This is a genomic window from Flavobacterium coralii (genome assembly GCF_019891545.1).
Lineage (GTDB): Bacteria > Bacteroidota > Bacteroidia > Flavobacteriales > Flavobacteriaceae > Flavobacterium > Flavobacterium coralii.
Window position 1 is genome coordinate 85,224 of the sequence record NZ_JAHDIU010000001.1, and the last position, 23,078, is coordinate 108,301.

At 41.1% G+C, this 23,078-nt stretch carries 28 protein-coding genes; 5 read left to right on the forward strand and 23 right to left on the reverse strand.

What is annotated here, in order from left to right:
- Nucleotides 1-75: 75 nt before the first annotated feature.
- Both ftsH and rsfS read right to left on the reverse strand, forming a co-directional pair.
- Nucleotides 76-2,004, reverse strand: a complete 1,929-nt coding sequence (gene ftsH / locus KJK34_RS00400) for an ATP-dependent zinc metalloprotease FtsH (protein ID WP_223051867.1) — start codon at nt 2,002-2,004, stop codon at nt 76-78.
- Between the two features lie 33 nt (nt 2,005-2,037).
- On the reverse strand, nt 2,038-2,409 hold the full coding sequence (gene rsfS / locus KJK34_RS00405; protein ID WP_223051868.1) for a ribosome silencing factor: 372 nt from the start codon (nt 2,407-2,409) through the stop codon (nt 2,038-2,040).
- 91 nt (nt 2,410-2,500) lie between these two features.
- Here rsfS and KJK34_RS00410 point away from each other — a divergent pair, with 91 nt between their 5' ends.
- Entirely contained in the window at nt 2,501-3,229 is a 729-nt protein-coding gene (locus KJK34_RS00410; RefSeq protein WP_223051869.1) for a biotin--[acetyl-CoA-carboxylase] ligase, read from the forward strand.
- Here the strand turns inward: KJK34_RS00410 and KJK34_RS00415 are convergent.
- The 4 genes from KJK34_RS00415 to pyrE all read right to left on the reverse strand — a co-directional run bounded on the left by KJK34_RS00415 (nt 3,226) and on the right by pyrE (nt 5,713).
- Nucleotides 3,226-3,951, reverse strand: a complete 726-nt coding sequence (locus KJK34_RS00415; RefSeq protein ID WP_223051870.1) for a DUF4241 domain-containing protein — start codon at nt 3,949-3,951, stop codon at nt 3,226-3,228. The two genes, KJK34_RS00410 and KJK34_RS00415, sit on opposite strands and share 4 nt — an antisense overlap.
- 73 nt (nt 3,952-4,024) lie before the next feature.
- Nucleotides 4,025-4,558, reverse strand: a complete 534-nt coding sequence (locus tag KJK34_RS00420; RefSeq protein ID WP_223051871.1) for a hypothetical protein — start codon at nt 4,556-4,558, stop codon at nt 4,025-4,027.
- Nucleotides 4,559-4,644: 86 nt separating this feature from the next.
- A complete protein-coding gene (locus KJK34_RS00425; protein ID WP_223051872.1) occupies nt 4,645-5,037 on the reverse strand; it encodes an SRPBCC family protein in 393 nt (130 codons plus the stop codon).
- A 25-nt stretch (nt 5,038-5,062) separates the two neighbouring features.
- Nucleotides 5,063-5,713 carry an orotate phosphoribosyltransferase gene (gene pyrE / locus KJK34_RS00430; protein ID WP_223051873.1) on the reverse strand — a complete coding sequence of 217 codons (651 nt, stop codon included), beginning with the start codon at nt 5,711-5,713 and terminating at the stop codon, nt 5,063-5,065.
- Between the two features lie 7 nt (nt 5,714-5,720).
- Here pyrE and KJK34_RS00435 point away from each other — a divergent pair, with 7 nt between their 5' ends.
- A complete protein-coding gene (locus KJK34_RS00435) occupies nt 5,721-6,323 on the forward strand; it encodes an NUDIX hydrolase (RefSeq protein WP_223051874.1) in 603 nt (200 codons plus the stop codon).
- A gap of 60 nt (nt 6,324-6,383) precedes the next feature.
- Here the strand turns inward: KJK34_RS00435 and tpiA are convergent, their stop codons facing one another.
- The 5 genes from tpiA to KJK34_RS00460 form a co-directional block, all read right to left on the reverse strand.
- Entirely contained in the window at nt 6,384-7,136 is a 753-nt protein-coding gene (gene tpiA, locus KJK34_RS00440; protein WP_223051875.1) for a triose-phosphate isomerase, read from the reverse strand.
- Entirely contained in the window at nt 7,136-7,639 is a 504-nt protein-coding gene (locus tag KJK34_RS00445) for a TlpA family protein disulfide reductase (RefSeq protein WP_223051876.1), read from the reverse strand. Before KJK34_RS00445 ends, tpiA begins: the two co-directional genes overlap by 1 nt.
- A gap of 66 nt (nt 7,640-7,705) precedes the next feature.
- Nucleotides 7,706-8,782 carry an ABC transporter permease gene (locus KJK34_RS00450; RefSeq protein ID WP_223051877.1) on the reverse strand — a complete coding sequence of 359 codons (1,077 nt, stop codon included), beginning with the start codon at nt 8,780-8,782 and terminating at the stop codon, nt 7,706-7,708.
- Nucleotides 8,783-8,788: 6 nt separating this feature from the next.
- Nucleotides 8,789-9,901 (reverse strand): MauE/DoxX family redox-associated membrane protein, encoded by a 1,113-nt coding sequence (locus KJK34_RS00455; RefSeq protein WP_223051878.1) that lies wholly within the window; start codon nt 9,899-9,901, stop codon nt 8,789-8,791.
- A 58-nt stretch (nt 9,902-9,959) separates the two neighbouring features.
- Nucleotides 9,960-10,502 (reverse strand): DUF1599 domain-containing protein, encoded by a 543-nt coding sequence (locus KJK34_RS00460; protein WP_223051879.1) that lies wholly within the window; start codon nt 10,500-10,502, stop codon nt 9,960-9,962.
- A gap of 78 nt (nt 10,503-10,580) precedes the next feature.
- Between KJK34_RS00460 and folP the strand changes: the two genes are divergently transcribed.
- A complete protein-coding gene (folP, locus tag KJK34_RS00465; RefSeq protein WP_223051880.1) occupies nt 10,581-11,405 on the forward strand; it encodes a dihydropteroate synthase in 825 nt (274 codons plus the stop codon).
- A gap of 61 nt (nt 11,406-11,466) precedes the next feature.
- Here folP and rlmH read toward each other — a convergent pair whose 3' ends face one another.
- The 7 genes from rlmH to rpsF form a co-directional block, all read right to left on the reverse strand.
- Complete coding sequence (rlmH, locus tag KJK34_RS00470) at nt 11,467-11,940, reverse strand: 23S rRNA (pseudouridine(1915)-N(3))-methyltransferase RlmH (protein ID WP_223051881.1); 474 nt, start codon at nt 11,938-11,940, stop codon at nt 11,467-11,469.
- 25 nt (nt 11,941-11,965) lie between these two features.
- Nucleotides 11,966-12,610: a DKNYY domain-containing protein gene (locus KJK34_RS00475; protein ID WP_223051882.1), complete on the reverse strand. Its 645-nt coding sequence runs from the start codon at nt 12,608-12,610 to the stop codon at nt 11,966-11,968.
- Nucleotides 12,611-12,612: 2 nt separating this feature from the next.
- Nucleotides 12,613-14,613, reverse strand: coding sequence for an NAD-dependent DNA ligase LigA (ligA, locus tag KJK34_RS00480; RefSeq protein WP_223051883.1), 2,001 nt, complete (start codon nt 14,611-14,613; stop codon nt 12,613-12,615).
- A 66-nt stretch (nt 14,614-14,679) separates the two neighbouring features.
- Nucleotides 14,680-15,147, reverse strand: coding sequence for a DUF6495 family protein (locus tag KJK34_RS00485; RefSeq protein ID WP_223051884.1), 468 nt, complete (start codon nt 15,145-15,147; stop codon nt 14,680-14,682).
- Nucleotides 15,148-15,261: 114 nt separating this feature from the next.
- Nucleotides 15,262-15,708: a 50S ribosomal protein L9 gene (rplI, locus tag KJK34_RS00490; protein ID WP_223051885.1), complete on the reverse strand. Its 447-nt coding sequence runs from the start codon at nt 15,706-15,708 to the stop codon at nt 15,262-15,264.
- Between the two features lie 15 nt (nt 15,709-15,723).
- Nucleotides 15,724-16,020 carry a 30S ribosomal protein S18 gene (gene rpsR, locus KJK34_RS00495; RefSeq protein ID WP_223051886.1) on the reverse strand — a complete coding sequence of 99 codons (297 nt, stop codon included), beginning with the start codon at nt 16,018-16,020 and terminating at the stop codon, nt 15,724-15,726.
- Between the two features lie 2 nt (nt 16,021-16,022).
- Complete coding sequence (rpsF, locus tag KJK34_RS00500; RefSeq protein ID WP_223051887.1) at nt 16,023-16,364, reverse strand: 30S ribosomal protein S6; 342 nt, start codon at nt 16,362-16,364, stop codon at nt 16,023-16,025.
- 171 nt (nt 16,365-16,535) lie between these two features.
- On the opposite strand from rpsF, the gene KJK34_RS00505 reads away from it, so the two are divergent.
- Complete coding sequence (locus tag KJK34_RS00505) at nt 16,536-17,234, forward strand: LytR/AlgR family response regulator transcription factor (protein WP_223051888.1); 699 nt, start codon at nt 16,536-16,538, stop codon at nt 17,232-17,234.
- On the opposite strand, the gene priA is transcribed toward KJK34_RS00505, so the two are convergent.
- The 4 genes from priA to nadC all read right to left on the reverse strand — a co-directional run bounded on the left by priA (nt 17,228) and on the right by nadC (nt 22,003).
- Nucleotides 17,228-19,678, reverse strand: coding sequence for a replication restart helicase PriA (priA, locus tag KJK34_RS00510; RefSeq protein ID WP_223051889.1), 2,451 nt, complete (start codon nt 19,676-19,678; stop codon nt 17,228-17,230). The genes KJK34_RS00505 and priA overlap by 7 nt on opposite strands.
- A gap of 91 nt (nt 19,679-19,769) precedes the next feature.
- Nucleotides 19,770-20,198, reverse strand: coding sequence for a DUF2147 domain-containing protein (locus KJK34_RS00515; protein WP_223051890.1), 429 nt, complete (start codon nt 20,196-20,198; stop codon nt 19,770-19,772).
- 21 nt (nt 20,199-20,219) lie between these two features.
- Nucleotides 20,220-21,146 carry a YihY/virulence factor BrkB family protein gene (locus tag KJK34_RS00520; protein ID WP_223051891.1) on the reverse strand — a complete coding sequence of 309 codons (927 nt, stop codon included), beginning with the start codon at nt 21,144-21,146 and terminating at the stop codon, nt 20,220-20,222.
- Nucleotides 21,146-22,003: a carboxylating nicotinate-nucleotide diphosphorylase gene (nadC, locus tag KJK34_RS00525; protein ID WP_223051892.1), complete on the reverse strand. Its 858-nt coding sequence runs from the start codon at nt 22,001-22,003 to the stop codon at nt 21,146-21,148. Before nadC ends, KJK34_RS00520 begins: the two co-directional genes overlap by 1 nt.
- Before the next feature lie 174 nt (nt 22,004-22,177).
- On the opposite strand from nadC, the gene KJK34_RS00530 reads away from it, so the two are divergent.
- On the forward strand, nt 22,178-22,498 hold the full coding sequence (locus KJK34_RS00530) for a hypothetical protein (RefSeq protein ID WP_223051893.1): 321 nt from the start codon (nt 22,178-22,180) through the stop codon (nt 22,496-22,498).
- 53 nt (nt 22,499-22,551) lie between these two features.
- Here KJK34_RS00530 and KJK34_RS00535 read toward each other — a convergent pair whose 3' ends face one another.
- Nucleotides 22,552-23,037, reverse strand: a complete 486-nt coding sequence (locus KJK34_RS00535) for a hypothetical protein (protein WP_223051894.1) — start codon at nt 23,035-23,037, stop codon at nt 22,552-22,554.
- Nucleotides 23,038-23,078 lie beyond the last annotated feature (41 nt).

The window sequence follows — 23,078 nt, forward strand, 5'->3', positions numbered from 1 at the left end:
CCAAAGATAAAAAAATCTTAATTCAATTGTGGAACTGAATTAAGATTTTTGTGAAATTTTATGAAGGTGTAATCCTTATGCTTCGGTAATTACCTCTGCCTCATGCGTGTCAAAAGGGCGTTTGCCAAATATAACTTCAAGGTCATCTTTAAAAATAACTTCTTTTTCTATCAGTATATCGGCAAGCTTAAGCAGTTTGTCTTTATTCTCGTCAAGAATTTTAATTGCCCTTTGGTACTGCGACTCTATAAGAGTAGATATTTCTTCGTCTATCATTTTAGCCGTTTCCTCAGAGTATGGCTTCGAGAAGTTATATTCTGCCTGTCCTGTAGAATCGTAATAGGTTATATTACCAAGCTTATCATTAAGTCCGTAAATGGTAATCATAGCGCGTGCCTGTTTGGTTACCTTTTCAAGGTCGCTAAGCGCCCCGGTAGATATTTTATCAAATATTACCTTTTCGGCAGCGCGCCCGCCCATGGTGGCGCACATTTCGTCAAGCATCTGGTCCGGTCTTACAATAAGGCGCTCTTCCGGCAGGTACCATGCTGCACCAAGGCTTTGCCCGCGTGGCACAATAGTTACCTTTACCAGTGGGTGAGCATGCTCCAGCATCCAGCTTATTGTAGCGTGCCCCGCCTCGTGAATGGCAATAGCTTTTTTCTCTTCTTTAGATATTATCTTGTTTTTCTTTTCAAGTCCGCCCACAATACGGTCAACGGCATCCAAAAAGTCCTGCTTATCTACAGCTTTTTTGTCTTTCCTTGCCGCTATAAGCGCAGCTTCGTTACACACGTTAGCAATATCAGCCCCTGAGAAGCCCGGAGTTTGCTTGGCAAGAAAATCAGTATCAAGGTCTTCCGACTTTTTAAGCGGTTTAAGGTGAACTTCAAAAATTTCCTTACGCTCCCTGATGTCCGGCAGGTCAACATATATCTGCCTGTCAAAACGTCCTGCACGCATTAAAGCTTTATCAAGAACGTCGGCACGGTTAGTTGCTGCTAACACAATAACATTGGTGTTGGTGCCGAAACCATCCATTTCTGTCAGTAGCTGGTTAAGGGTGTTTTCACGTTCGTCGTTAGAGCCGGAAAAGTTATTTTTACCACGGGCACGGCCCACAGCGTCTATCTCATCAATAAATATAATTGCAGGAGATTTCTCTTTTGCCTGTTTAAACAGGTCGCGTACCCTTGAGGCACCCACACCCACAAACATTTCAACAAAATCTGAACCTGAAAGTGAGAAGAATGGCACTTTTGCCTCGCCTGCCACTGCTTTTGCAAGCAGGGTTTTACCGGTACCGGGTGGGCCTACAAGCAATGCACCTTTAGGTATCTTACCACCTATGCTGGTATATTTTTCAGGATTTTTAAGGAATTCTACAATCTCCTGAATTTCTTCTTTCGCACCTTCTAATCCTGCAACATCCTTAAAGGTTACCTTAATATCGTTTTTCTCATCAAACAGCTTGGCTTTAGATTTTCCAATATTAAAAATCTGTCCGCCCCCGCCTGCGGCACCCCCGCCTGCCATGCGGCGCATCATAAATATCCATAATGCAACCAGTACAATAATTGGAAGCAGTGTTAAGAACAGGTCTCCCCACATGCTTTCCGCTTCAGGGTCATAGCTGTTCAGTTTGCCTGCGGCAAGCGCATCGTCAAGCTTTTTCTGGAAAAGCTCGCCATTACCTATTTCTAAAGAATAGTGAGGCCCTGAGTTTTCATTATTTAGCAGGTCTTTTTTTGGTACCTTTTCGTGTTCCGGCTTTGCAAGGGCTTCTTTTTTAAGAAAAACCTTTGCTGTAGATTTATTAAAAACAACCTTATCTACCTCACCACTATCCAGGTATTTATAGAAATTGGAAAGTGATGTGGATTTTGGGTCCTGCCATGCTGAACCGCCGGCAACCAGCTGAATTGCAAGAAATATTAGCAGTATACCGCCATATATAAGCCAGGGGCTTATTTTTGTTTTACTTGGTTTATTATCTTTTGACATTATTAGCTTTTCTCCTTTCTTAAGAAACTTAAATTAGTAGTTAGTGCTTATAGATGTAATCCTTGCATCACCCCAAAGGCTTTCTATGTTGTAGTACTCGCGGATGTGCTTCTGGAAAACGTGAACAACAATATTAACATAATCCATAAGTACCCACTCGCCGTTCTCTGTACCTTCTACATGCCACGGCTTATCTTTTAAAGCTCTCGAAACTGTTTTTTGTATGGAGTGAACAATGGCATTCACCTGAGTGTTGGAGTTACCGTTGCATATTACAAAATAATCGCACACGGTGTTGTCGATTTCCCTTAAATCCAGAATATCTATATCATTTCCTTTAACTTCTTCAATCCCTTTGATGATATTCGCTAAAAGCTCATCGTTTCCTGTGTTTTTTTTCGCCATTTAAAAATTTATATATATCGCAAAGTTATCATTTTTTGTATTTACTTTTGAACCTTAACACAAGATTAAAAAGATATACTTTATTTTTTAAATGAATATTATCAAACTCAGTGCCATTAACTCTACCAATGATTACTTAAAAGAGTTATCAGGTACACAACATGTTGATAATTTTACAATAGTGGCTGCCGCACACCAAACCCTTGGCAGGGGGCAAATGGGCACACAGTGGAACGCTGAGCCGGGCAAGAACCTAACATGTAGCATATTAATAAAAGATTTGCTTACAGAAGTTGCCTCAATATTTTACCTTAATGCAGCAGTAGCTGTAAGTATAACCGATGCACTTTTGCAGTTTAAAATACCGCAATTAAGTATAAAATGGCCTAACGACATTTTGGCAGGCAATAAAAAGCTTGGCGGTATCCTTATAGAAAACAGCATACGCAGCAATGGGGAAATATATACCATTGCCGGTATCGGGCTTAATGTTAACCAGCAAAGTTTTCCGGGGCTGCCAAAGGCTACCTCTATGGCTGTTGCAGCAGGGCGGGAGTTTGATGTTGATGCTGTTATGCTGCTGATAGCCGAGAAGCTGAAGCACAATGTGCAAAGGCTGCTGCATCATGATGAAAGCCATATCTGGAACAGCTATTTACAGCAACTATATAAAAAAAATGTACCCATGACTTTCCAGAAAAATAATCAGAAATTCATGGGTATTATAAAGGGTGTTTCTATTAACGGGAACCTGCAGGTGCAGCTTGAAGATGACACCGTTGCAGAATATTCGCTAAAAGAAGTGCAGCTGTTGTATTAATCCTCCTCTTCAATGTCAAGGTCATCATCATATTCCAGCCCGTCTTCATTATCATATTCGTTTATCAGGAAGTCGATAACAAGCTCAATAGTATTGCCTTCTTCATCAAGCCCCCAGTAAGCAGGGTAGTAGCCGTCGCCCCAGCCCGATGCAAACATGATAACATTATTATCAGATTCTTTATCCGGATGGTGGTCGTTCCAGTCGCCAAGTTCGCGTGAAAAATTATTCTTGCCGGAATATTCCCTGAATTCCTCTGCAAGCACTTCATCATAATAATTGGCTTCAGGATTTCTTTCCTGTAATTCATCCATTTTTGCTATCAGTTGCGCATTGGTTTCCTCATCCAGAAAGCAGGCCAAACCGCTTTCAACAGGAAAGCCATAAAATTCTTCATCTCCCAAATCATTAAGCTCTTCTTCTGTCAAATCATCAGTAAGGGCAAGTATCCATTTTGTAGCTTCTTCAGGCCTGAACTTTATCTTTGCATAAGCCACGCGGTGGTGCAGCCTGTCAATTTCAGAAACATATATAAATACAGGGTATTTATCAGGCTCCACAGTACGCGAAAATGTGCTTTGTTCGTGCGTAAAGAACGGGTCGGCAGCAATAATTTTTCCTGTTGGCAGGTTAACATCGCCCACGTGTATCTCTACCAGTTCCTGCGCATTCATTTCATCGTCAAGGTCGTAGTGGATGTGGTAATCGTTAATGTCTTTCATGGCTGGTGTTTTTATGTGATGAATTTACAAAAAGCTTTTGTTGCATACCCTGTTTTATAAAATCTTTAACCTGTTACGGCTTTTCTTCATTGGGTTCAAACCCCGGATCAAGCCCGCCCGGCAGTTGCAGCTTAGGGCTCAGTGTAGGTATAATTTTTCGCATGGTGTTAATGTCCTGGTCTCCCGGGTCTATAAAATACCACGACTTTCCGTTATCCATAGATACGGCTATAAGTATGGTACTTGTTGTAACAGTACCGCTTTCTACCTCCATTTCTATAATTTGTGGCAGTGTACATTGCAACTGCCCCTCATAAACCAATGCTTCAGATGGGGCACCATAGCTAATATCTGTAAAAGATACTCCTTCTAATTTCAGTTGTTCAAAGCTGCGCCTTACTTCGGATACCAGCTTTTCTTTACCGCCCATCATAATTTCTATCGTCGGGTGCGTATATCCGGAAAAATCTTCATATCGGGCTTCTATAAATGCCTTACCCATAGCATTGGCCTGTGCAAGCACGGCAGCATCAAGCTCTGCTTTAGGAGGCTGAGCATAGCTTAAGCCGGCAACCAGAAGCATAATTATCATAATTGTTTTTCTCATAGCAGTTTTACGAATTTGTATAAAAGTAAATAAAAAAAGCCTTTCAGGCTAACTAAAAGGCTTTTTATGATATTTGTAAATTGCTTTTACAGTTTGTGCATGTTGCCTGCAAGGGTTTCTATAAACTTGCTGATAGGCCCTTTAACCATCATGGCCATCATGGCATTAAATTCACCTTCAAAATCAAGCTGGATTTCGCATGAATCATCTGATACGGCAGTTATGTTACCAGTAAGGCTAAATGGCAGCTTATCGCTTGCAGCGCCTAACACCAGTTTTGTGTAAGGTACTTTCTCTTTTATCCTAAGCTTAATTTCGGGCATGCCTTTAAGGGCGAATATAAAAGACTCTTCGCCTGTAATCTCAAATTTTGAAATGTTTTCAGGCATCAGCTTTTCAAAATTCTTTACATCCGATAGGGAATCAAATATATATTGAGCCGATTTTTCAACTTTTACTTTTGGGCTTTGTAACTGCATATTATTTTGTAGTGTGGTTTATTGATTATATGGAATTTACACCCCAGGTTGAAGGGTCTTTGCGCCATGCCGACAGTGTCTCCTGTTCCTGCTCTGTGATATATTGCTTGGCTACGGCAAGTTCCAGCAGGGTGTCATAATTACCGAGTGTATTAAGCTGTATGTTCGCCTTTTTAAAGTTCTCCGTCGAAACGTCGAACCCATATGTAAATATTGCTACCATGCCTTTTACGTTTGCCCCTGCTGCCTTTAGCGCCTCAACGGCCTGCAGGCTGCTGTTACCTGTACTGATAAGGTCTTCTACCACCACAACGGTTTGACCTTTCTGTAAAAAGCCTTCTACCTGGTTTTGGCGTCCGTGCTTCTTAGGCTCAGGGCGCACATATACAAACGGCAATCCCATATACTCTGCCACAAGCATACCTATGCCAATGGCCCCTGTAGCTACCCCGGCTATAACATCTGGTTTTCCATAAAGTTTTTCTATATTGCGGGCAAATTCCTCCCGTATAAAATTCCTTATCTGTGGAAATGAAAGGGTTATGCGGTTATCGCAGTAAATAGGAGATTTCCATCCTGAAGCCCATGTAAAAGGGCTTTTGGGATTTAATTTAATTGCGTTTATTTGTAAAAGCAATTCAGCAGTTTTTTTGGCTGTGTCGGTATTAAAAATCATACTGCAAATGTATAAAGTTTTTGTAAACGATAAACCGCTTTTTTTAACTAACAGGGTTGAAAAGGAAACCGATTTCCAGATGTTTTTACTGGAAAGCGTAGATATAGAGCAACTGATTATTAAGATGTTTAATAATCAGGTTAATAAGGCTTTTTTATATTATCCTGACGAAAAAGCCATCCTTAAAAAAATGAAGGAAAAGATACCTGTTGTTAAGGCAGGCGGCGGACTGGTGTATAATGACAGGGGAGAGGTGCTGTTTATTTTCAGGAACGGTAAATGGGATTTACCAAAAGGCGGAACTGAAAAAGGCGAAGATATGGAGCAGACTGCCATGCGTGAGGTAGAAGAGGAGACTGGCGTTAAAAACCTGAAGGTTGTCAAGAAACTTCAAAAAACCTATCATATATTTAAGCGTAACGGGCAGTATAAACTGAAAGTTACTTATTGGTATGAAATGAAAACGAGCTATACAGGCAAACTACTGGGGCAGGCCGATGAAGGAATAGAAAAAGTGGTATGGCTTAAACCCGATGACATTAAAGAAGTGCTTACCAATTCTTATGAAAATATAAAGCTGCTCTTTGAAAAAGAAAAAGCAATTTTATAAAAGTACTGTATAAAACAACAAAAGCGGCCTAAGCCGCTTTTGTTGTTTTATTCGTTATTGTTATTTCGCATTTACAATGGCAAGGAAATCATCTGCTTTTAAAGCTGCACCGCCAATAAGCCCGCCGTCAACATCCGGTTTAGAGAATATTTCGGTAGCATTATCCGGCTTAACGCTGCCACCGTAAAGTATAGAGGTGTTTTCTGCAACCGTGCTGCTGATGTTATCCCTTAACAAAGAACGGATAAATGCATGCATTTCCTGCGCCTGCTCAGGGCTTGCTGTTTCGCCTGTACCTATAGCCCAAACAGGCTCATAAGCCAGTACAACGCTGCCCCATTGCTCTTCGGTAATATGAAAAAGGCCTTCCCTTAGCTGTGTTTCAACCACGTTAAAATGGTTTCCTGACTGCCTGTCGGCAAGCTCTTCACCAAAACAGAATATAATAGTAACATTATTTTTTAAAGCTGTCTTTACTTTTTCTGCCAAAATGCTGTTGGTCTCGCCAAAGTAAGCACGCCTTTCAGAGTGTCCCAGTATAACGGTGTTAACGTTAATGCTTTTAAGCATACCCACAGAAATCTCTCCTGTATAAGCACCGCTTTCGGCCTGGTGCATGTTTTGTGCCGCTACAATAATGTTGCTGCCCGCTGCCTGCTCTACCGCCTGCTGAAGGTTTACAAACGTAGGGGCAATTACAATTTTTGTGTTGGTGCTTTGCGGCCTTTTGGCAAGCAGTTCATCCAGCAAGGCTTTTGTCTGCTTGCTGTCGTTATTCATTTTCCAGTTACCTGCAACAATCTGTTTTCTCATTATTTAATAGTATTTAAGGTAGCAATAAGTTTTTCATCGTCAGCTTCTATCGCCCTGAACAGCGCTATTTTGCCTTCGCTGTCAACAACCATATAGCGCGGTATCCAGTCAAGGTTTATGGCTTCGCTGAAAGCGCCTCCTTTCCACTCAGAGCCAATCAGGTAGTGCTCACCTTTCACGCCATATTTGTCAATGCCTTCCCTCCACGATTCAGGAGTTTTGTCATACGAAAGGAAAAGATACACCACATCAGGGAATTGTTCCTGCAATGCCTGTAGTTTCGGCATGCCTTTTATACAGTCGGGGCACCACGAAGCCCATACATCTATCACTATTGGCTTGGTTTTATACTGTTCCAGCACATCTTTAAAACTCATTTCAGTTCCGTCAATGGCGGTCATTTTATCCTGTAGTGCCGCTTCGCTGAAGGTTTCAGGATTTTCTTCTTTTTTGCAGGCTGCAAAAGCTAAAAGTATAATGGGCAGTAATAAGAGTTTTTTCATATTTATAATTTTATAATCTACAAATTTAAACAGTAATGCCATACCTGCTGTTATGCATGCATGAAATTATTCGAGCCTTATTTTCGGGTCGAGCCATGCATAAATAACATCTACAAGTATGTTTATAATAACAAAGGTAGTAGCTATAACAAGCACAGCACCCATTATAACAGGCAAATCTAACGTGTTCAGGGCTTCAACCACTTCTTTGCCCAGGCCGTTCCACCCGAAAATATATTCTACAAATACAGCTCCCGCCAGCATAGAGGCAAACCACCCGGATATGGCTGTTACAACAGGGTTTAGTGCGTTTTTAAGTGCATGTTTACGGATAATCTGCATCTCACTTAAGCCCTTTGCCCTTGCAGTTCGGACGTAGTCCTGCCCCATAACTTCGAGTAGCGAATTGCGCATTAGCTGTATTACAACACCAAGCGGACGTATGCCCAGTACTATAGCGGGCAAAATAAGGTTTTTCCATTGTATGTAGGTGCCCTCGCCAAAATCGTCCACTTCGTAAAGGCTGCCTGTCATATTAAGGTTGGTATAGCGGTGCAGCAGGAAACCGAACACCCAGGCAAAAAGTATGGCTGCAAAAAAAGAGGGCAGGCTCATACCCAGGGTGCTTACCAATGCAATTGCCCTGTCGGTGCCTGTGTCTTTTTTAAGCGCGGAAACAACGCCCAGTGCAACACCTGTCACAATAGCTATAAATATGGCGCTAAAGGCAAGTACTATAGTGTTAGGCAGGGTATCGCCAATAACCTGTGTTACTTTTTTACCACTTTTCTGGAAGCTCTCGCGAAGGTAAGGCGCTTTTATAACAGTGGTTGTTGTTCCCACCGTAAAAAGTGGTAATGCAGTATATTTATCTTGAGAAAGATAAGTATAATCATCAGTATTGGTACTGTGTAATGATACCGGCGATAAATCGTTAAGGTAATACAGATATTGCGTGGCTACTGGCTTATCAAATCCGTATTTTTTACGGATTATCTCCAGTTGCTCGCTGTTTTCATTCTGGTCGAGCATCATGCGTGCAGGGTCGCCGGGCAAAACGGTAAACAGAAAGAAAATAACCGTTACCACGCCAAAAAGCGTGAGCAGCGCATAACCTGATTTATATAGAAAATACCTTAACAACCGCGATTATTTTGTATAAGGTTTTTTGTAAGCCTTTTCAAGTTCTGAAGCTACAAAATGCTTTTCGTTAATCCCATTCCAGTCTTTCATAATATTACCGTTCCACAGGTAAACTATACCGGGTGTGTCTTTATCGTTACCCAAAACTTTCCAGAAGGTAATGATATCCAATACTTTGTACGGATATTTAGCCCCGGCATACTTGAAGAAATCAGGTATCAGGTTGGCTTCTTCATCCATAAATATAATTTGCAGTTCGGGGAAATCTTTGTTTTTTGCTTTTAGCGCAGTAAGCTCTTTGGCAGCATCGCGGCAATGCTCGCAACCCGGCGCAAAAAGGGCAATTATTTTTTTGCCTTTATCTGCATTAGGAAAATATTGCGAATAAACCGATTTTACTTTGGCAGGCTCATTTACCGTTACAGGGGCAGGTGTTGCGGCAGTTGCTGCTTCCTGTGGTTGGGTAGTAGCGGCTGGTGTATCTTGTGGTATTGTTGTTGTAGTTGCTGTATCAGCAGGGATAATATTGATATCGTCTTCAAAAACCGTATCAGTTTCAGCACTTTGTATCTCTGAAAGATCAGGTTGTCCTGATTGTACGGGCTGTATCGGTGCTGCCATAAATACACCAAGTATGCAGGCAAACAATACAGTTGTAAGCACCCAGATGTTCCTGTTTTTATAATCTGCAGGCAACAGTCTGTACAGCCATATCAGCAATACTACCGATATAACATTTTTAATGATGGCTTCAACGGGCGTCATGGGTAATAATTCGCCAAAGCAGCCGCAGCTACCGGAGTTGCCGTTACTGATGGTATCTATGGTAAGGTGTGCTATAAATACTACGAGCATGGCTATCGTGGCAGGTATAACCAAACGCTTCAGGTAATGTGGTTGCAGTAATAACAGCCCCAGCGCAAACTCTATCCCTATCAGTGTCCTTGAAAAATAAGGGGCAAAACTTTCAGAAAAGCCCATGGCATATAACTGCTTAACCTCGAAGGTTGAAATAGCAAAATAAGGCGACGGGTACAGTTTGGCTACTGCCGAAAGCAGGAACAAAAAGGCAATAAGAATGCGTATTACTATGGCAATGGTTCTTTTGTTGTTTTCCATCTGTTACTGTTTTTCTTCAAAAATAAGGCTAAAATTAACCCGATTTGTTAATGACTTGTTATTGATTAAAACCCATGTGTATTAGAGCAAACACGGCATAGTTTATCATGTCCTGGTAATTGGCGTCTATTCCTTCAGATACTATGGTTTTACCTTTATTATCTTCTATCTGCTTTACGCGGAGCAGCTTTTGAAGTATCAGGTCGGTAAGCGAACTTACCCTCATATCGCGCCATGCCTCGCCATAATCATGGTTTTTGGCTTCCATCAGGGCTTTGGTTTGGGCTGTTTTTTCATCATACAGCCTTGCTGCCTCATCGGCAGAAAGGTCAGGCTGCGAGGCAATGCCTTTGTCAAGCTGTATAAGTGCCATTACCGAATAGTTGATTATCCCTATAAACTCGCCGGTTTCATCTTCATCTACCCTGCGCACTTCATTTTCCTGAAGGCTGCGTATGCGCTGTGCCTTTATAAAAATCTGGTCGGTTAAAGAAGGCAGCCTTAATATGCGCCAGGCACAACCGTAATCTTTCATTTTGTTAATATACAGCTCCCTGCATTTTGCAATCACGCTGTCATATTCGGCTGAGGTATTACTCATTTAAGTAGTATCTTTGTGTGAAGATTCAAAAGTAGTAAAAAACGCCCCAATACAAAAGGGGTACAGCCAAATCAGACTATGCTTATTAACTGTAAGGGCACATTAACCGACCTTTCATCGCCGAAAGTAATGGGTATTTTAAACTGTACCCCCGACTCTTTTTATGATGGCGGAAAATATAAAGATGAGGCCGGGTTGCTGCGCCAGGCCGAAAAAATGCTTAACGACGGTGCGGACTTTATTGATGTTGGCGCTTACAGCAGCAAGCCTAACGCACACTTTGTAAGTAATGCCGAGGAATTAAAGCGCGCCGTGCCAGTGGTGGAGCTGCTGCAAAAGAACTTTCCTGACGCACTGGTATCTATCGATACTTTCAGGGCTGATGTGGCCGAAGCCTGTGTACATGCGGGGGCTGCGATAGTGAATGACATTTCTGCCGGAAGGCTTGACGATGCCATGATGGAAACCGTAGGCAGGCTAAAGGTGCCCTATATCATGATGCATATGCGGGGTACGCCGCAAACTATGGTTAAGCTTACCAATTATGAAGATGTTGTAAAGGAAATGCTGTTTTATTTTTCTGAACGTATTGAGGAAGCGCGGAAGCATGATATAAATGATATTATCATAGATCCGGGGTTTGGTTTTGCAAAAACATTGCCGCAAAACTATGAGGTACTGCAAAAGCTGGAATTGTTTAAAATGACAGGATTACCAATTTTAGCAGGAGTATCGCGCAAATCGATGATTTACAAATTACTGGGCACAACGCCACAGGAAGCCCTTAACGGCACTACAGTGCTCAATACCATTGCACTTACCAAAGGAGCAAATATATTGCGTGTGCACGATGTAAAAGAAGCTGCTGAGGCCGTGAAGATTTTTAAACAATTTGAAAATTAGCGAATTTTAAAATTTGAAGATTCTTCTCAGAAAGCTAATTTTTCAATCTTTCAATCTTAAATCATCGATGATGATACGGCTCATTGCGAAGTATGGTAAATGCCCGGTACACTTGTTCTATAAAAAAAAGGCGAACCATTTGATGCGAAAATGTCATTGCTGAAAGCGATATTTTACCCTGTGCTTTGCTATATACTGCATCCGAAAAGCCGTAAGGCCCGCCGATTACAAACACAAGGGTTTTAATCCCGGAGTTCATTTTCTTTTGTAACTCATCTGCAAAGCCCTCACTGCTGAATGTCTTGCCTTTCTCATCGAGCAATATTAACTGGTCGGTTGGTGTGAGTTTAGAGAGTATCAGTTCGCCTTCCTTTTCCTTTTGCTGTGCCTCGCTAAGGTTTTTTACGTTCTTGATGTCAGGTATTACTTCAAGGTCAAATTTGATATAGAATGACAGTCGCTTCAGGTAGTCGTCTATCAGCGTTTGTAGTGCCTTGTTATCCGTTTTGCCTATAGCGAGTAGTTTGATGTTCATTTTGATTGTATCTTAACGGCTTAACTTATCTCTCATTAAGTATATTGTTCACTTCTGTTTCAGTTAGCCTTCTGTCATGCTGTATGTACCCGGATTTATCCTGTCCAATACATTCTTCTTTATCAATAATTTTAAAAGTATGAACATCAACATCATCCAGCATACCGAAGCGCAGGTCATAAATATGATATTTATCTTTCAGGAAACAGCTATTCATCACCTTGAACGTTTTATAATCTGCGTCTTCAACATAAAAACCACCGCCACATGAATTTCCCCAAAAGTGATAAATATTGTTTTTATCCTTAAAATATCCGCCCCACCCAAGGTCTCCGGCAATTAGCTTAAATGTAGAAACATCTATAATATCTTTGTATGGTGTTTTTTCAGCATCATTAAAATTGGTAAGATAACACTCTGTAAGCTCGCCAAGGTATCGTTGTGACCTGATGCCAATGTCACCATGTTTGTTTCTCCACAATAAGCTGTCTTTATTTATGGGTTTCCAATTCAATTCCAAATTGCGCTTTTTTTCTATAGCCCTGATGCTGTCAAGGTTGGTATGCCCAACATCTTCGACCAATTCAATCTGATTTTCTTCCTGTCCTTTACAACTGTAGGATAATATCAAAACGATAAAAACGATTATGCAGTGGAGAATTTTTTTCATAGCTAATTATTTATCATTTCAATAAACTCATCTTCACTAATAATCTTCACACCGATTTTTTGCGCTTTTTCAAGTTTGGCAGGGCCCATATTGTCGCCCGCCACCACATAGTTGGTTTTAGAGGATATGGAGCTGCCCACTTTGCCGCCGTTGTCTTCAATAGCTTTTTTAATCTCATCGCGTGAGAACTTGGCAAATACACCCGATACCACGAAAGTATTACCTGCAAGCTTGTCGCTTACAGCAGTACTGGCAGTCTCTTTAACCTCAAGCTGAACGCCATAACCTTTAAGCCTTTCAATAAGTGTCCTGTTCTGTTCATTCTCAAAAAAGTCAACCACACTTTGTGCAATGCGTTCGCCTATTTCATCCACCAAAATCAAATCCATCAAAGAGGCATTGGCAAGATTATCTATAGTTTTATAATGCTTAGCGAGTTTTTTGGCAACTGTTTCGCCCACGTAGCGTATGCCTAAAGCATACAACACACGCTCAAAAGGTATTTCTTTCGACTTCTCAATACCGTTGATAAGGTTTTCCGCCGACTTATCTGCCATACGTTCCAGTGGTACAATCTGCTCTTTTTTGAGTTCGTACAAGTCAGCATAGTTTTCTATAAGTCCCGAGTTATACAACAAAGCCACCGTTTCGCCGCCCAACCCTTCTATATCCATTGCCTTGCGGGATATGTAGTGCTGTACGCGCCCTATTATCTGCGGCGGGCATCCGTAAAAGTTGGGGCAGTAATGCTGTGCCTCGCCCTCTTTCCTAACCAGTTCGGTTAAACATTCAGGGCATTTGTGTATGTATTCGGTAGGCATAAGGTCTTCCGGCCTTTTGGTAAAATCTACCGCTATGATTTTAGGTATAATCTCGCCGCCTTTTTCTACAAATACTGTGTCACCAACACGCACATCCAGTTTTTCGATCTGGTCGGCATTGTGCAAAGAGGCTCGTTTTACAATGGTGCCTGCCAGTTGTACCGGCTCGAGGTTGGCAACAGGGGTAATAGCGCCTGTGCGCCCCACCTGATAAGATATGGAGTTAAGCTTTGTAGAAGCCTGTTCTGCCTTAAACTTATAGGCAATGGCCCAGCGTGGCGACTTGGCTGTATAGCCCAGTTCTTCCTGCTGGTGTATGTCGTTTACTTTTATAACCACGCCATCTGTTTCATAAGGCAGGTCGTGGCGGTGGGTGTCCCAGTAATCTATAAAAGCCAGTACTTCTTTCATGTTCTGGGCAAGCCTGGCTTCTTTGGGTACTTTAAAGCCCCAATTACGGGCTTTCTCTAAGCCTTCATATTGTGTTGCTATTGGCAGGTTATTGCCTATGATAGAATAGAGCAGGCAATCCAGAGGGCGTTTTGCCACCAGTGCGCTGTCCTGTAATTTAAGACTGCCGGAAGCTGTATTTCTCGGATTGGAGTAAGGTGTTTCGCCAAGCTCAATAAGTTCCTGGTTCATTTTGGCAAACCCTTCAAGCGGAAGGATGATTTCTCCGCGTATGTCGAACTTCACAGGATAATCGCCCTTTAATTTTAAAGGAACCGATTTTATGGTGCGCACATTTGTGGTAACATCATCTCCCTGAAAGCCGTCGCCACGGGTAACTGCTTTTGCCAGTTTGCCACCTTCATATGTCATGCTTATAGAAGCGCCGTCATATTTCAGTTCGCAGGTAAACTGCACAGGGGCATTGCCCAGGCCACGCTGCACACGGGCCTCCCAGTCGGCAAGCTCTTCTTTAGAATAAGCGTTATCTAACGAGTACATGCGGTGCTCGTGCACAACAGTAGTAAAGTTTTTGGTAATGCCGCCCCCCACGCGCTGGGTAGGGGAGTCTTCGTCAAAAAATTCCGGGTGTTTTGCTTCCAGTTCCTGAAGTTCTTTCATTTTCATATCAAACTCCAGGTCGGTAATTACCGGTGCATCCAGTACATAATAATTATAATTGTGCTGTTGCAGCTCTTCGCGCAATGCGGTTATTTTTTGAAGAATATCCATTTACCCAATTTATTGATGCGCTAATTTAGCCAAACTTTTGCGAGTACAAAACAAAAACCTGTCGGCTTAAAACATATCTTCAAGCTGGCGGTACAGCGTTCCTTCGCTTAAAATAGCCCCTTGTTCTATTAGTGCAAAAACCTCTGCATTGCGGTCTTCTCCGAAAGGCTTTTTACCACGCGATACCTTTACCTCGTCAGAAAATATATTTTCATTAAGCCATTGCAGGCCACCCTCGCTCATAAAATCAACATGGGCACCGTGGGCATGTATTACAATGCTTTCCATTTCTTCCCTGCCCAGCTTAAATACAAAAATGTGGTTTTTGCTGTAATGCTCCAGCCACCCGGCTTTGTCAACCACGGCATCCCATATCAGGTCGCTGAAAACATCCAGTTCCTGTTCGGCTACTTCCGGTTTTTCGGCTTTAATGGTATCCCATTCATTTTTATCTATCTGTTGGGAAGCAAGGAAGCGTATAAATTCCGGGTGCAGTTCTTCAAGCTGTTCTTTGGTTAGGCGGGTATATTTCATTTGTAAAGTTTCAGGTTTAAAGTTTAAGTTATTTATTTTGTCAGTTAATCCGTATAGCGTATAAATAAAAAAGCCTCCCGGGTTAGCGGAAGGCTTTTTCTATAATCGTATAGATTAGTTTTGCTGCTCGGCAACAATTTCGTAAGGAAGCTCTACGATAACATCGCGGTGTAGCCTTACGTTAGCAGTATATTTACCGGTACGCTTAACGATACCACTGTTAATATACTTCTTCTCTATGCTGTGTCCGTTTTTCTCAAGAGCCTCGGCAATATCGGCATTGGTTACAGAACCAAATAGTTTTTCGCCGCCTGCTTTTGCAGAAATTTTTATTTCAAGGCCTTTAATCGCTTCGGCAATTTTGTTAGCATCATCTACAAGCTTTTGCTCTTTAAATGCCCTTTGCCTAAGGTTTTCTGCCAATACTTTTTTTGCAGTTGGGGTTGCTACTGTAGCAAGTCCCTGAGGAATTAAATAGTTACGGCCATATCCGGGCTTTACTGTAACGATATCATCTTTAAATCCTAAATTCTGTACGTCCTGTTTTAGTATAAGTTCCATAATATTGCCTCTTTTTTATTTTAGTAAATCAGCCACATATGGCATTAATGCAAGGTGACGTGCCCTTTTGATAGCTACAGATACTTTTCTCTGGTATTTTAGAGATGTACCGGTAAGGCGGCGAGGAAGTATTTTACCCTGCTCGTTAACAAATTTCAATAAGAAATCAGGATCTTTATAATCTACATATTTGATTCCTGCTTTCTTGAAACGGCAATACTTTTTAGTCTTATTCGTCTCTATGTTTAAAGGCGTAAGATACCTGATATCCCCGTCTTTTTTTCCTTTAGCTGACTGTTCTATACTTGACATAATTAGTTTGCTTTAGATTTTAGTTTTTCTCTCCTTCTTTCTGCCCATGATAGAGCGTGTTTGTCAAGGCTTACGGTTAAGAAACGCATAATCCTTTCATCGCGCCTGAATTCAGTTTCAAAGCCAAGCATAACTTCGCCTGAAGCTTTAAACTGGAAAAGGTGGTAAAATCCGCTTTTCTTGTGCTGGATTTCGTAGGCCAGTTTTTTAAGGCCCCAGTCTTCTTTTGCTACAATCTCGGCACCCTTAGAAGTAAGATAATCTTCAAATTTACTTACTGTTTCCTTTACCTGGGTTTCAGATAAAACGGGATTCAAGATGAAAACAGTTTCATAGTTGTTCATAATGATAAATTTTAATGTAAAAATTGGGTGCAAAAATAGTGATTTTTATTTATTGCGCAAGGTTTAAAAAAGCTTTTTTCTCTTAACAAAAATGGTAATTTTCTTTATATTTGTAATCACGCCCAACAAAAAAAGCTTATATTACCATAAACCTTACTAATAAGACCTGAAATGAAACTTAACTGTGTAGTTGTTGATGACAGCACCATACATAGGATAACTATAGCTAAACTGGTTAACGAACATCCGGACCTGAATCTTATTGGTGATTTTTCGAATGCATCCGAAACCCGTGCCTGCATTTTGCACAAGGATGTAGATTTGCTTTTCCTTGATATAGAAATGCCGGTACAAACGGGCTTTGACCTGCTTGACGGGCTGAAGACCAGGCCGCAGATTATTTTTGTTTCGGCAAAGTCTGATTATGCCTTAAAGGCTTTCGACTATGCCGCAATAGATTACCTGCACAAACCCGTTACTAAAGACCGTTTTAATAAAGCGGTACAAAAGGCGATAGAGCTGCACCAGATGCGAAAGGAAGTGCCAGAAGAGGAGGGGGAGTTCATTTTTGTAAAGAGCAACCTTAAGAATCTTAAGATTTATATAGCTCGTATTAAATGGGTTGAGGCTTTTGGCGATTATATTAAGATTATTACTGATGAAGGCTCTCACCTGGTATTAAGCACAATGAAATCTTTTGAGGCTGAACTGCCATCTGATAAGTTTTTAAGGGTGCACAAATCGTATATCATTAATATTGAAAGGGTACAGCGCTTTAACAGCAAATTTGCCGAAATAGGCACTACACAAATACCGCTTAGCCGTAACAAAAAAGAAGACCTTGCAAAAGCGATAAACAATCTTCAATAAGGATCTGCGTTTACTGATACTTTTACCGACCTGTACTGGGGTATAGCTTCAAAACTTGCTAATGCCCTTTCTATAACTGCTTTTGTGCCTGCAAGCGCACTGCCCTGCGGTATTTTTACCATTATTGTACGGATATATTCATTCCTTATCCTGCTTATGGCAGGTTCTTCCGGGCCAAGGACAGGCGTATTGAGATTATTGCTCAGCACATTATACAGCCACATAGCCCCGTCTTTAAGCTTCTCGAAGTCTTTGTGTTTAAGCGTTAGCTTTACAAGCCTGTAGAATGGCGGATACTTAAAATTATTCCGCTCATAAAGCTGCTCTTTATACATAGCCTCATAATCATTATCCGTAACCTGCTGGATGATATTGTGCAGCGGGTTATAGGTTTGTATATATACCTTACCTCGTTCATCTTTACGCCCGGCACGGCCTGCTACCTGAACCATCATCTGGTAGGCGCGCTCAAAAGCACGAAAGTCAGGCTGGTACAGCATATTATCGGCATTGAGTATGCCCACAAGCCCCACATTATCAAAATGTAATCCTTTGGCAAGCATCTGCGTGCCTACTAATATATCTATCTCCTGATTTTTAAACGCATCAATAATTTTTTCATAGCCATATTTACCTCGTGTTGTATCCTGATCCATACGCCATGAGTTTTTATCAGGAAAAAGCTCTTTAAGCTCCAGTTCTATCTGCTCTGTACCAAACCCTTTTGTAGAAAGGTCAGCAGAGTGGCACTGGTGGCAATGTGTAGGGTTGGCTATATGGTAGCCGCAATAATGGCAGCGTAGCTGGTTTTTATATTTATAATAAGTAAGGCTCACATCGCATTGGGGGCATTGCGGCACGTGGCCGCAGGTCATACACTCTACCCACGGCGAAAACCCCCTGCGGTTCTGGAAGAGTATTACCTGCTTACCATTAGAGAGTGTTTCGGCAATCGCTTCGGTAAGCGTGTCGCTAAAGTGGCCCGTCATGCGTTTGCGCTTGTACTTGTCTTTAAGGTCAACCAGTACAATTTCCGGCGGCACAACTTTGCCATAGCGTTCTTTAATTTCGGCATAGCCATATTTGCCGTGTGTGGCGTTATAGTAGCTTTCTATGCTCGGCGTAGCAGAGCCTAATAAAACTTTAGCATCAAAATAGCCTGCCAGCACAATTGCTGCATCACGGGCGTTGTAACGCGGGGCAGGGTCCTGCTGCTTAAAGCTTTGCTCGTGTTCTTCATCTATTACCACCAGCCCCAAATTATGGAAAGGCAAAAACAGAGCCGACCTTGCCCCAATAATAACCTGTGCCTTTTCTGAACCCTGCAAAACCTGTTGCCAGGTTTCTATGCGCTCGTTATTGGTATATTTAGAATGATAAACTGCCACCTTATTGCCAAAATGAGCAGTTAGCCTCTTTACCAGTTGCGTGGTAAGCGCTATTTCAGGCAGGAGGTATAAAACCTGTTGGCCGGAAGCTATATATTCCTCAATAAGTTTTATGTATATTTCGGTCTTGCCGCTAGATGTTATGCCATGAAGCAAGGTTACAGGGTGCTTTGCAAAAGCGGTTTTTATATCCTGTAAAGCCGCTTCCTGCTTATCGCTCAGTCTAAAGCCTGTTTCTTCTGTCTGTTTAAACTGTATGCGGTCTTCTTCAAGATAATATTCTTCAAAAATACCTTTGTCTGAAAGCGCTTTAATAGCTGCAACAGAAACCCCTCCGGTTTCTGTGAGTGTTTTAGCCTTAACAGGTTTTTTAGATGATGCCTGTAACTGGAAGTATTGCAGTACTGCCTCACGTTGCTTTTTAGCACCGGAGAGCATATCAAGCAGTTCGCTTAATTTATCCTGTTGCAGAAATTCGTCTTGGAGGCGAATGTATTTTATGGTTTTTGGCTTGTACTTTTCAGATATTTCTTCTTTAAGCAAAACTACATTCTTACTAATAAGCCGGTTAATAACCGGTAGAACCGTTTTTTTATTTAATATGCCTGATATTTCCTGAATTTTGAGTGAGGTCTGCTTTTGCAGTGCTTCATAGATAAGGTATTCTTCATCAGTAAGCGTGTCCTGCTCAAAATCGTCCTGTTTACCCGGCAGTATAATAGTTTCGCTTTCCAGCAGATAACCTGACGGCATAGCCGAACGGTACACATCGCCTATGGTACACATGTAATAAGAAGCTATCCAGTGCCAGTGCTCTAACTGTACGGGGGTAACAACCGGAGCATCATCCAGTATCTGGTGAATGTCTTTAGCTTCATAAAGCTGGGGTGGGTTTTGGTGCAGGTCTTTAACCAGTGCCGTATAAATTTTACCACGTCCAAAGGGTACCGCTACACGCATGCCCGGCTGTAAAAAAGCATATTCTGCTTCGTTTACAGCATAAGTAAAGGTTTTAGGCAGTGCCAGCGGTAAAATTACTTCGGTGAAAAACGGCATAGGCAGTATTTGATACAAATATAACCTTATGCGGGCATAAAAAAAACACTCCGCAAAGGGAGTGTTCAGGGAAACTATTATTCCAATGTATTTATACTCTTGTCCAGGTCTGGCTCCTGCCCAATAAAGAGAAGCCAAGATATCCTCTTACATTCAGTTTGTCTTTACCTTCCAGTTTAATGGTGCAGCTGTACAATTTGCCCTTATTAGGGTCCAGTATGTCGCCATCGGTATATTCGTCACCGTCTTTTTCAAGCCCGCGGATAATTACCAGCCCAAGTATCGGCTTGTCTTTATCAGAGCCTTCACATTTAGTGCATTTTGCATTTTTCTTGGCAGGGTTTAAAATTTCTACCACCTTGCCGTAAATTTTCCCGTTCTGCTCATAAATTTCGACAATGGATTTAGCCTCACCGGTTTCGTCGTCTATTGTTTTCCATTTACCGATAACTCCCTGTGCAGCAGCCGAGAAAATACCCGCAACTGCAACCATAACGAATGTTAGAAAGTATTTTTTCATAATAACCTTATTAGTTTTTTGTTAAATATATAAATTTTTTCGTTTCAATTTATGAATTAACGCATTTAATTCGAAACCGAGCAACAAAATAAAGCAGTTAATCCATATATACAGCATTAATACAAGTAGCGTGCCAATAGAACCATATAATTCATTATATTGAGCAAAACGGGTAACATAAATACTGAACAAATAGGAGGTTATAATGAAAAGTATGGTTGTAAATACTGAGCCATAGCTGAAAAAAGCAGCCTTTTTTGTTTCTTTTGCAGCGAATTTAAACAGCACGGACGTAGTGGTTAAAATCATAAGCACAAGAAATACATAACGCCCTATTTCCAGCAAGTAAACATCATCTGTAAGGAAACCGTTGCTTTTGAGGATGTGTATTACTACCTCTAGCGTAATAATGGCTGCAACCGTAATAATAAGTAATACCGAAAGTATCAGTGAAAGCCCGATAGCAACTGCATATTGCCGTAAGAAAGTGCGCTTTATAGTAATGTGCAACGACGACTGAAAGCCGCTTAATATGGCATTCATACCGTTGCTCATAAGCAATATGGCCAATAATATACCTGTAGAAAGCAGGCTGCTGTAACTGGTTTCGGTTATATCTTTAATAATCTCTGCAATGGCCTCATAGGTGTTGGGCGGTACATTTTCTTCTACAAACTCCAAAAAGTCGTTTTGGAAATTTTCTACAGGTATGTGCGGTATAAGGTTAAGTATAAAAAGTGCAAAAGGGAACAACGACATAAAGAAACTAAACGCAATGGCACCCGCCCTGTAAGAGAGGTCGCCCTTAACGATCCCTGTAATATAAAGCTCGCTGAGGTGGTAAAGCGTTAACCCTTCCGACCAGGGGAGCTTAATGCTTTTGCCAAAGCGTACTACCTGCTTAATTACGGGTATGCGTTCCAGCTTATGTTCCAGTTCCGCCGACATTAAAATGCTTTTAGGCTCAGGTCCATATTATAAACCGAATGGGTTATGGCGCCTGATGAAATATAATCTACCCCGCACTCGGCATATTCACGCATGTTGCTCTCATTAATACCTCCCGAAGATTCTGTCTGGCAAAAATCACCTATCAGGGCTACCGCTTTGCGGGTCTGCTCATAATTAAAGTTATCCAGTAATATGCGGTGCACGCCCGGGTTTTCCATAATCTCGCGGACTTCGTCCAGGTTACGCGCTTCTACAATTATTTTAAGGTCGAGCCCTTTCGCTTTAAGATAGCCCAGTGTTTTTTGTATGGCAGGGGTAATGCCACCTGCAAAATCAATGTGGTTGTCTTTCAGCATTATCATGTCATACAAACCGAAGCGGTGGTTTTTACCCCCGCCAATGGTTACTGCCCACTTTTCGAGGGCGCGTATGCCCGGCGTAGTCTTGCGGGTATCAAGTATTTTTGTAGTGGTACCTTTAAGTAGTTCGGTATATTTTTTTGTTTTTGTAGCTATGGCACTCATGCGCTGCATGGCATTAAGCACCAGCCTTTCAGCCTTTAAAATGCTTTGTGAGCTGCCGGTTATGTGGAAAACCACATCTCCATGCTGCACAGGGGAGCCGTCTGTTATAAATGTTTCCATTTTAAGGGCAGGGTCAACATAAGCAAAAACCTGTTTGGCAAAATCTACACCTGCAAGTATGCCGTTATCTTTAACCAGTAGTTTTGCCCGTCCTGTAGCATCGGCAGGAATACACGCGAGTGAACTATGGTCGCCATCGCCAACATCTTCGCGAATGGCATTTGCAATAATTATATCAAGTTCTTTTTGAAACTGTTTGTCTGAAATCATGTTTTTGTATGGCTTTTCTAATTGTATAGCTAAAATAGCGGTTTTTTTTGAGAATGATGTGCAAGTGCAGTGAAGAGTTTACGGGGATTTATAATTAATATTTTTTTAAGCAGTGTGTTAATGAATGATATAAATATCTACATTAGCGGCATTAACTGACTAATAATTATAAACATGAAAACAATTAAGTATTTAGGGTTTTTCTTAGCATTTTCATTACTGTCTTTTCAGGGCGTAAACACTATTCAGGATGTTTCTCCGGCAACTGTTGTAACGGCTGAAGGCGGTTATTTTGATGTGTATTTAAAGAACAACTGCTCTAAAGAAGTAAAAGTAACCGTAAAAGCAGACGGATCATCTTCAACTTCAACCTACAAATCGGGCGACAAAACAAAAGTATCTGTAAAAGCTGGTTATGAAGTTTCGGTTGATGGTAAACTGCTTATCAAATTAGCTGAATCTGACAGCGGTAAAGAAATCAATCTTTGCAAGTAAATTGATTAAAATATTAATCGGGCTGTTTCAAAGTAATTTTGAAACAGCTTTTTTTATAATTTGTTTTGAATTGTTCCCTTTTCTTCTCCCAAAAGTTTAGTAAGGTATTCTATGCCTTTGTTATTTACACCTTTTAAAGTCTCAGTATCAGGCTCATTATTAAGGTTTCGAAAAATAATTTTGATATCATTTTGATCGATTAAAATTATACTATCAATTTTCGAAAGTGGTATTTTATATTGGAGTCCAAAGTCTCTCCTTGTGTAATTAAAGAGTAGAAACAGACCAGCACCAATTATTAAGACGGGAAGAATTATTGATTTGAAGGCGTTATTATAAAAGAAAAAGCCTGTAAGGATAATCCCAATTGCTACTAAGAAATTCTGCTTGTTAGCAATACGACTAAAGTTGTCTCTTTTAGAGACTGTACTTTTTTCAATAATATCTTTCGTTTCAGACCAATTACCTGTAGTGGTTAAATAAAGATTTTCATCATCTATATTTATATAGCCGTTGTGATATTTAAAGAAATGCTTCATTTGTTAGTTTCAAGTCTTGTAAAAATAGTAATAATTCTAAT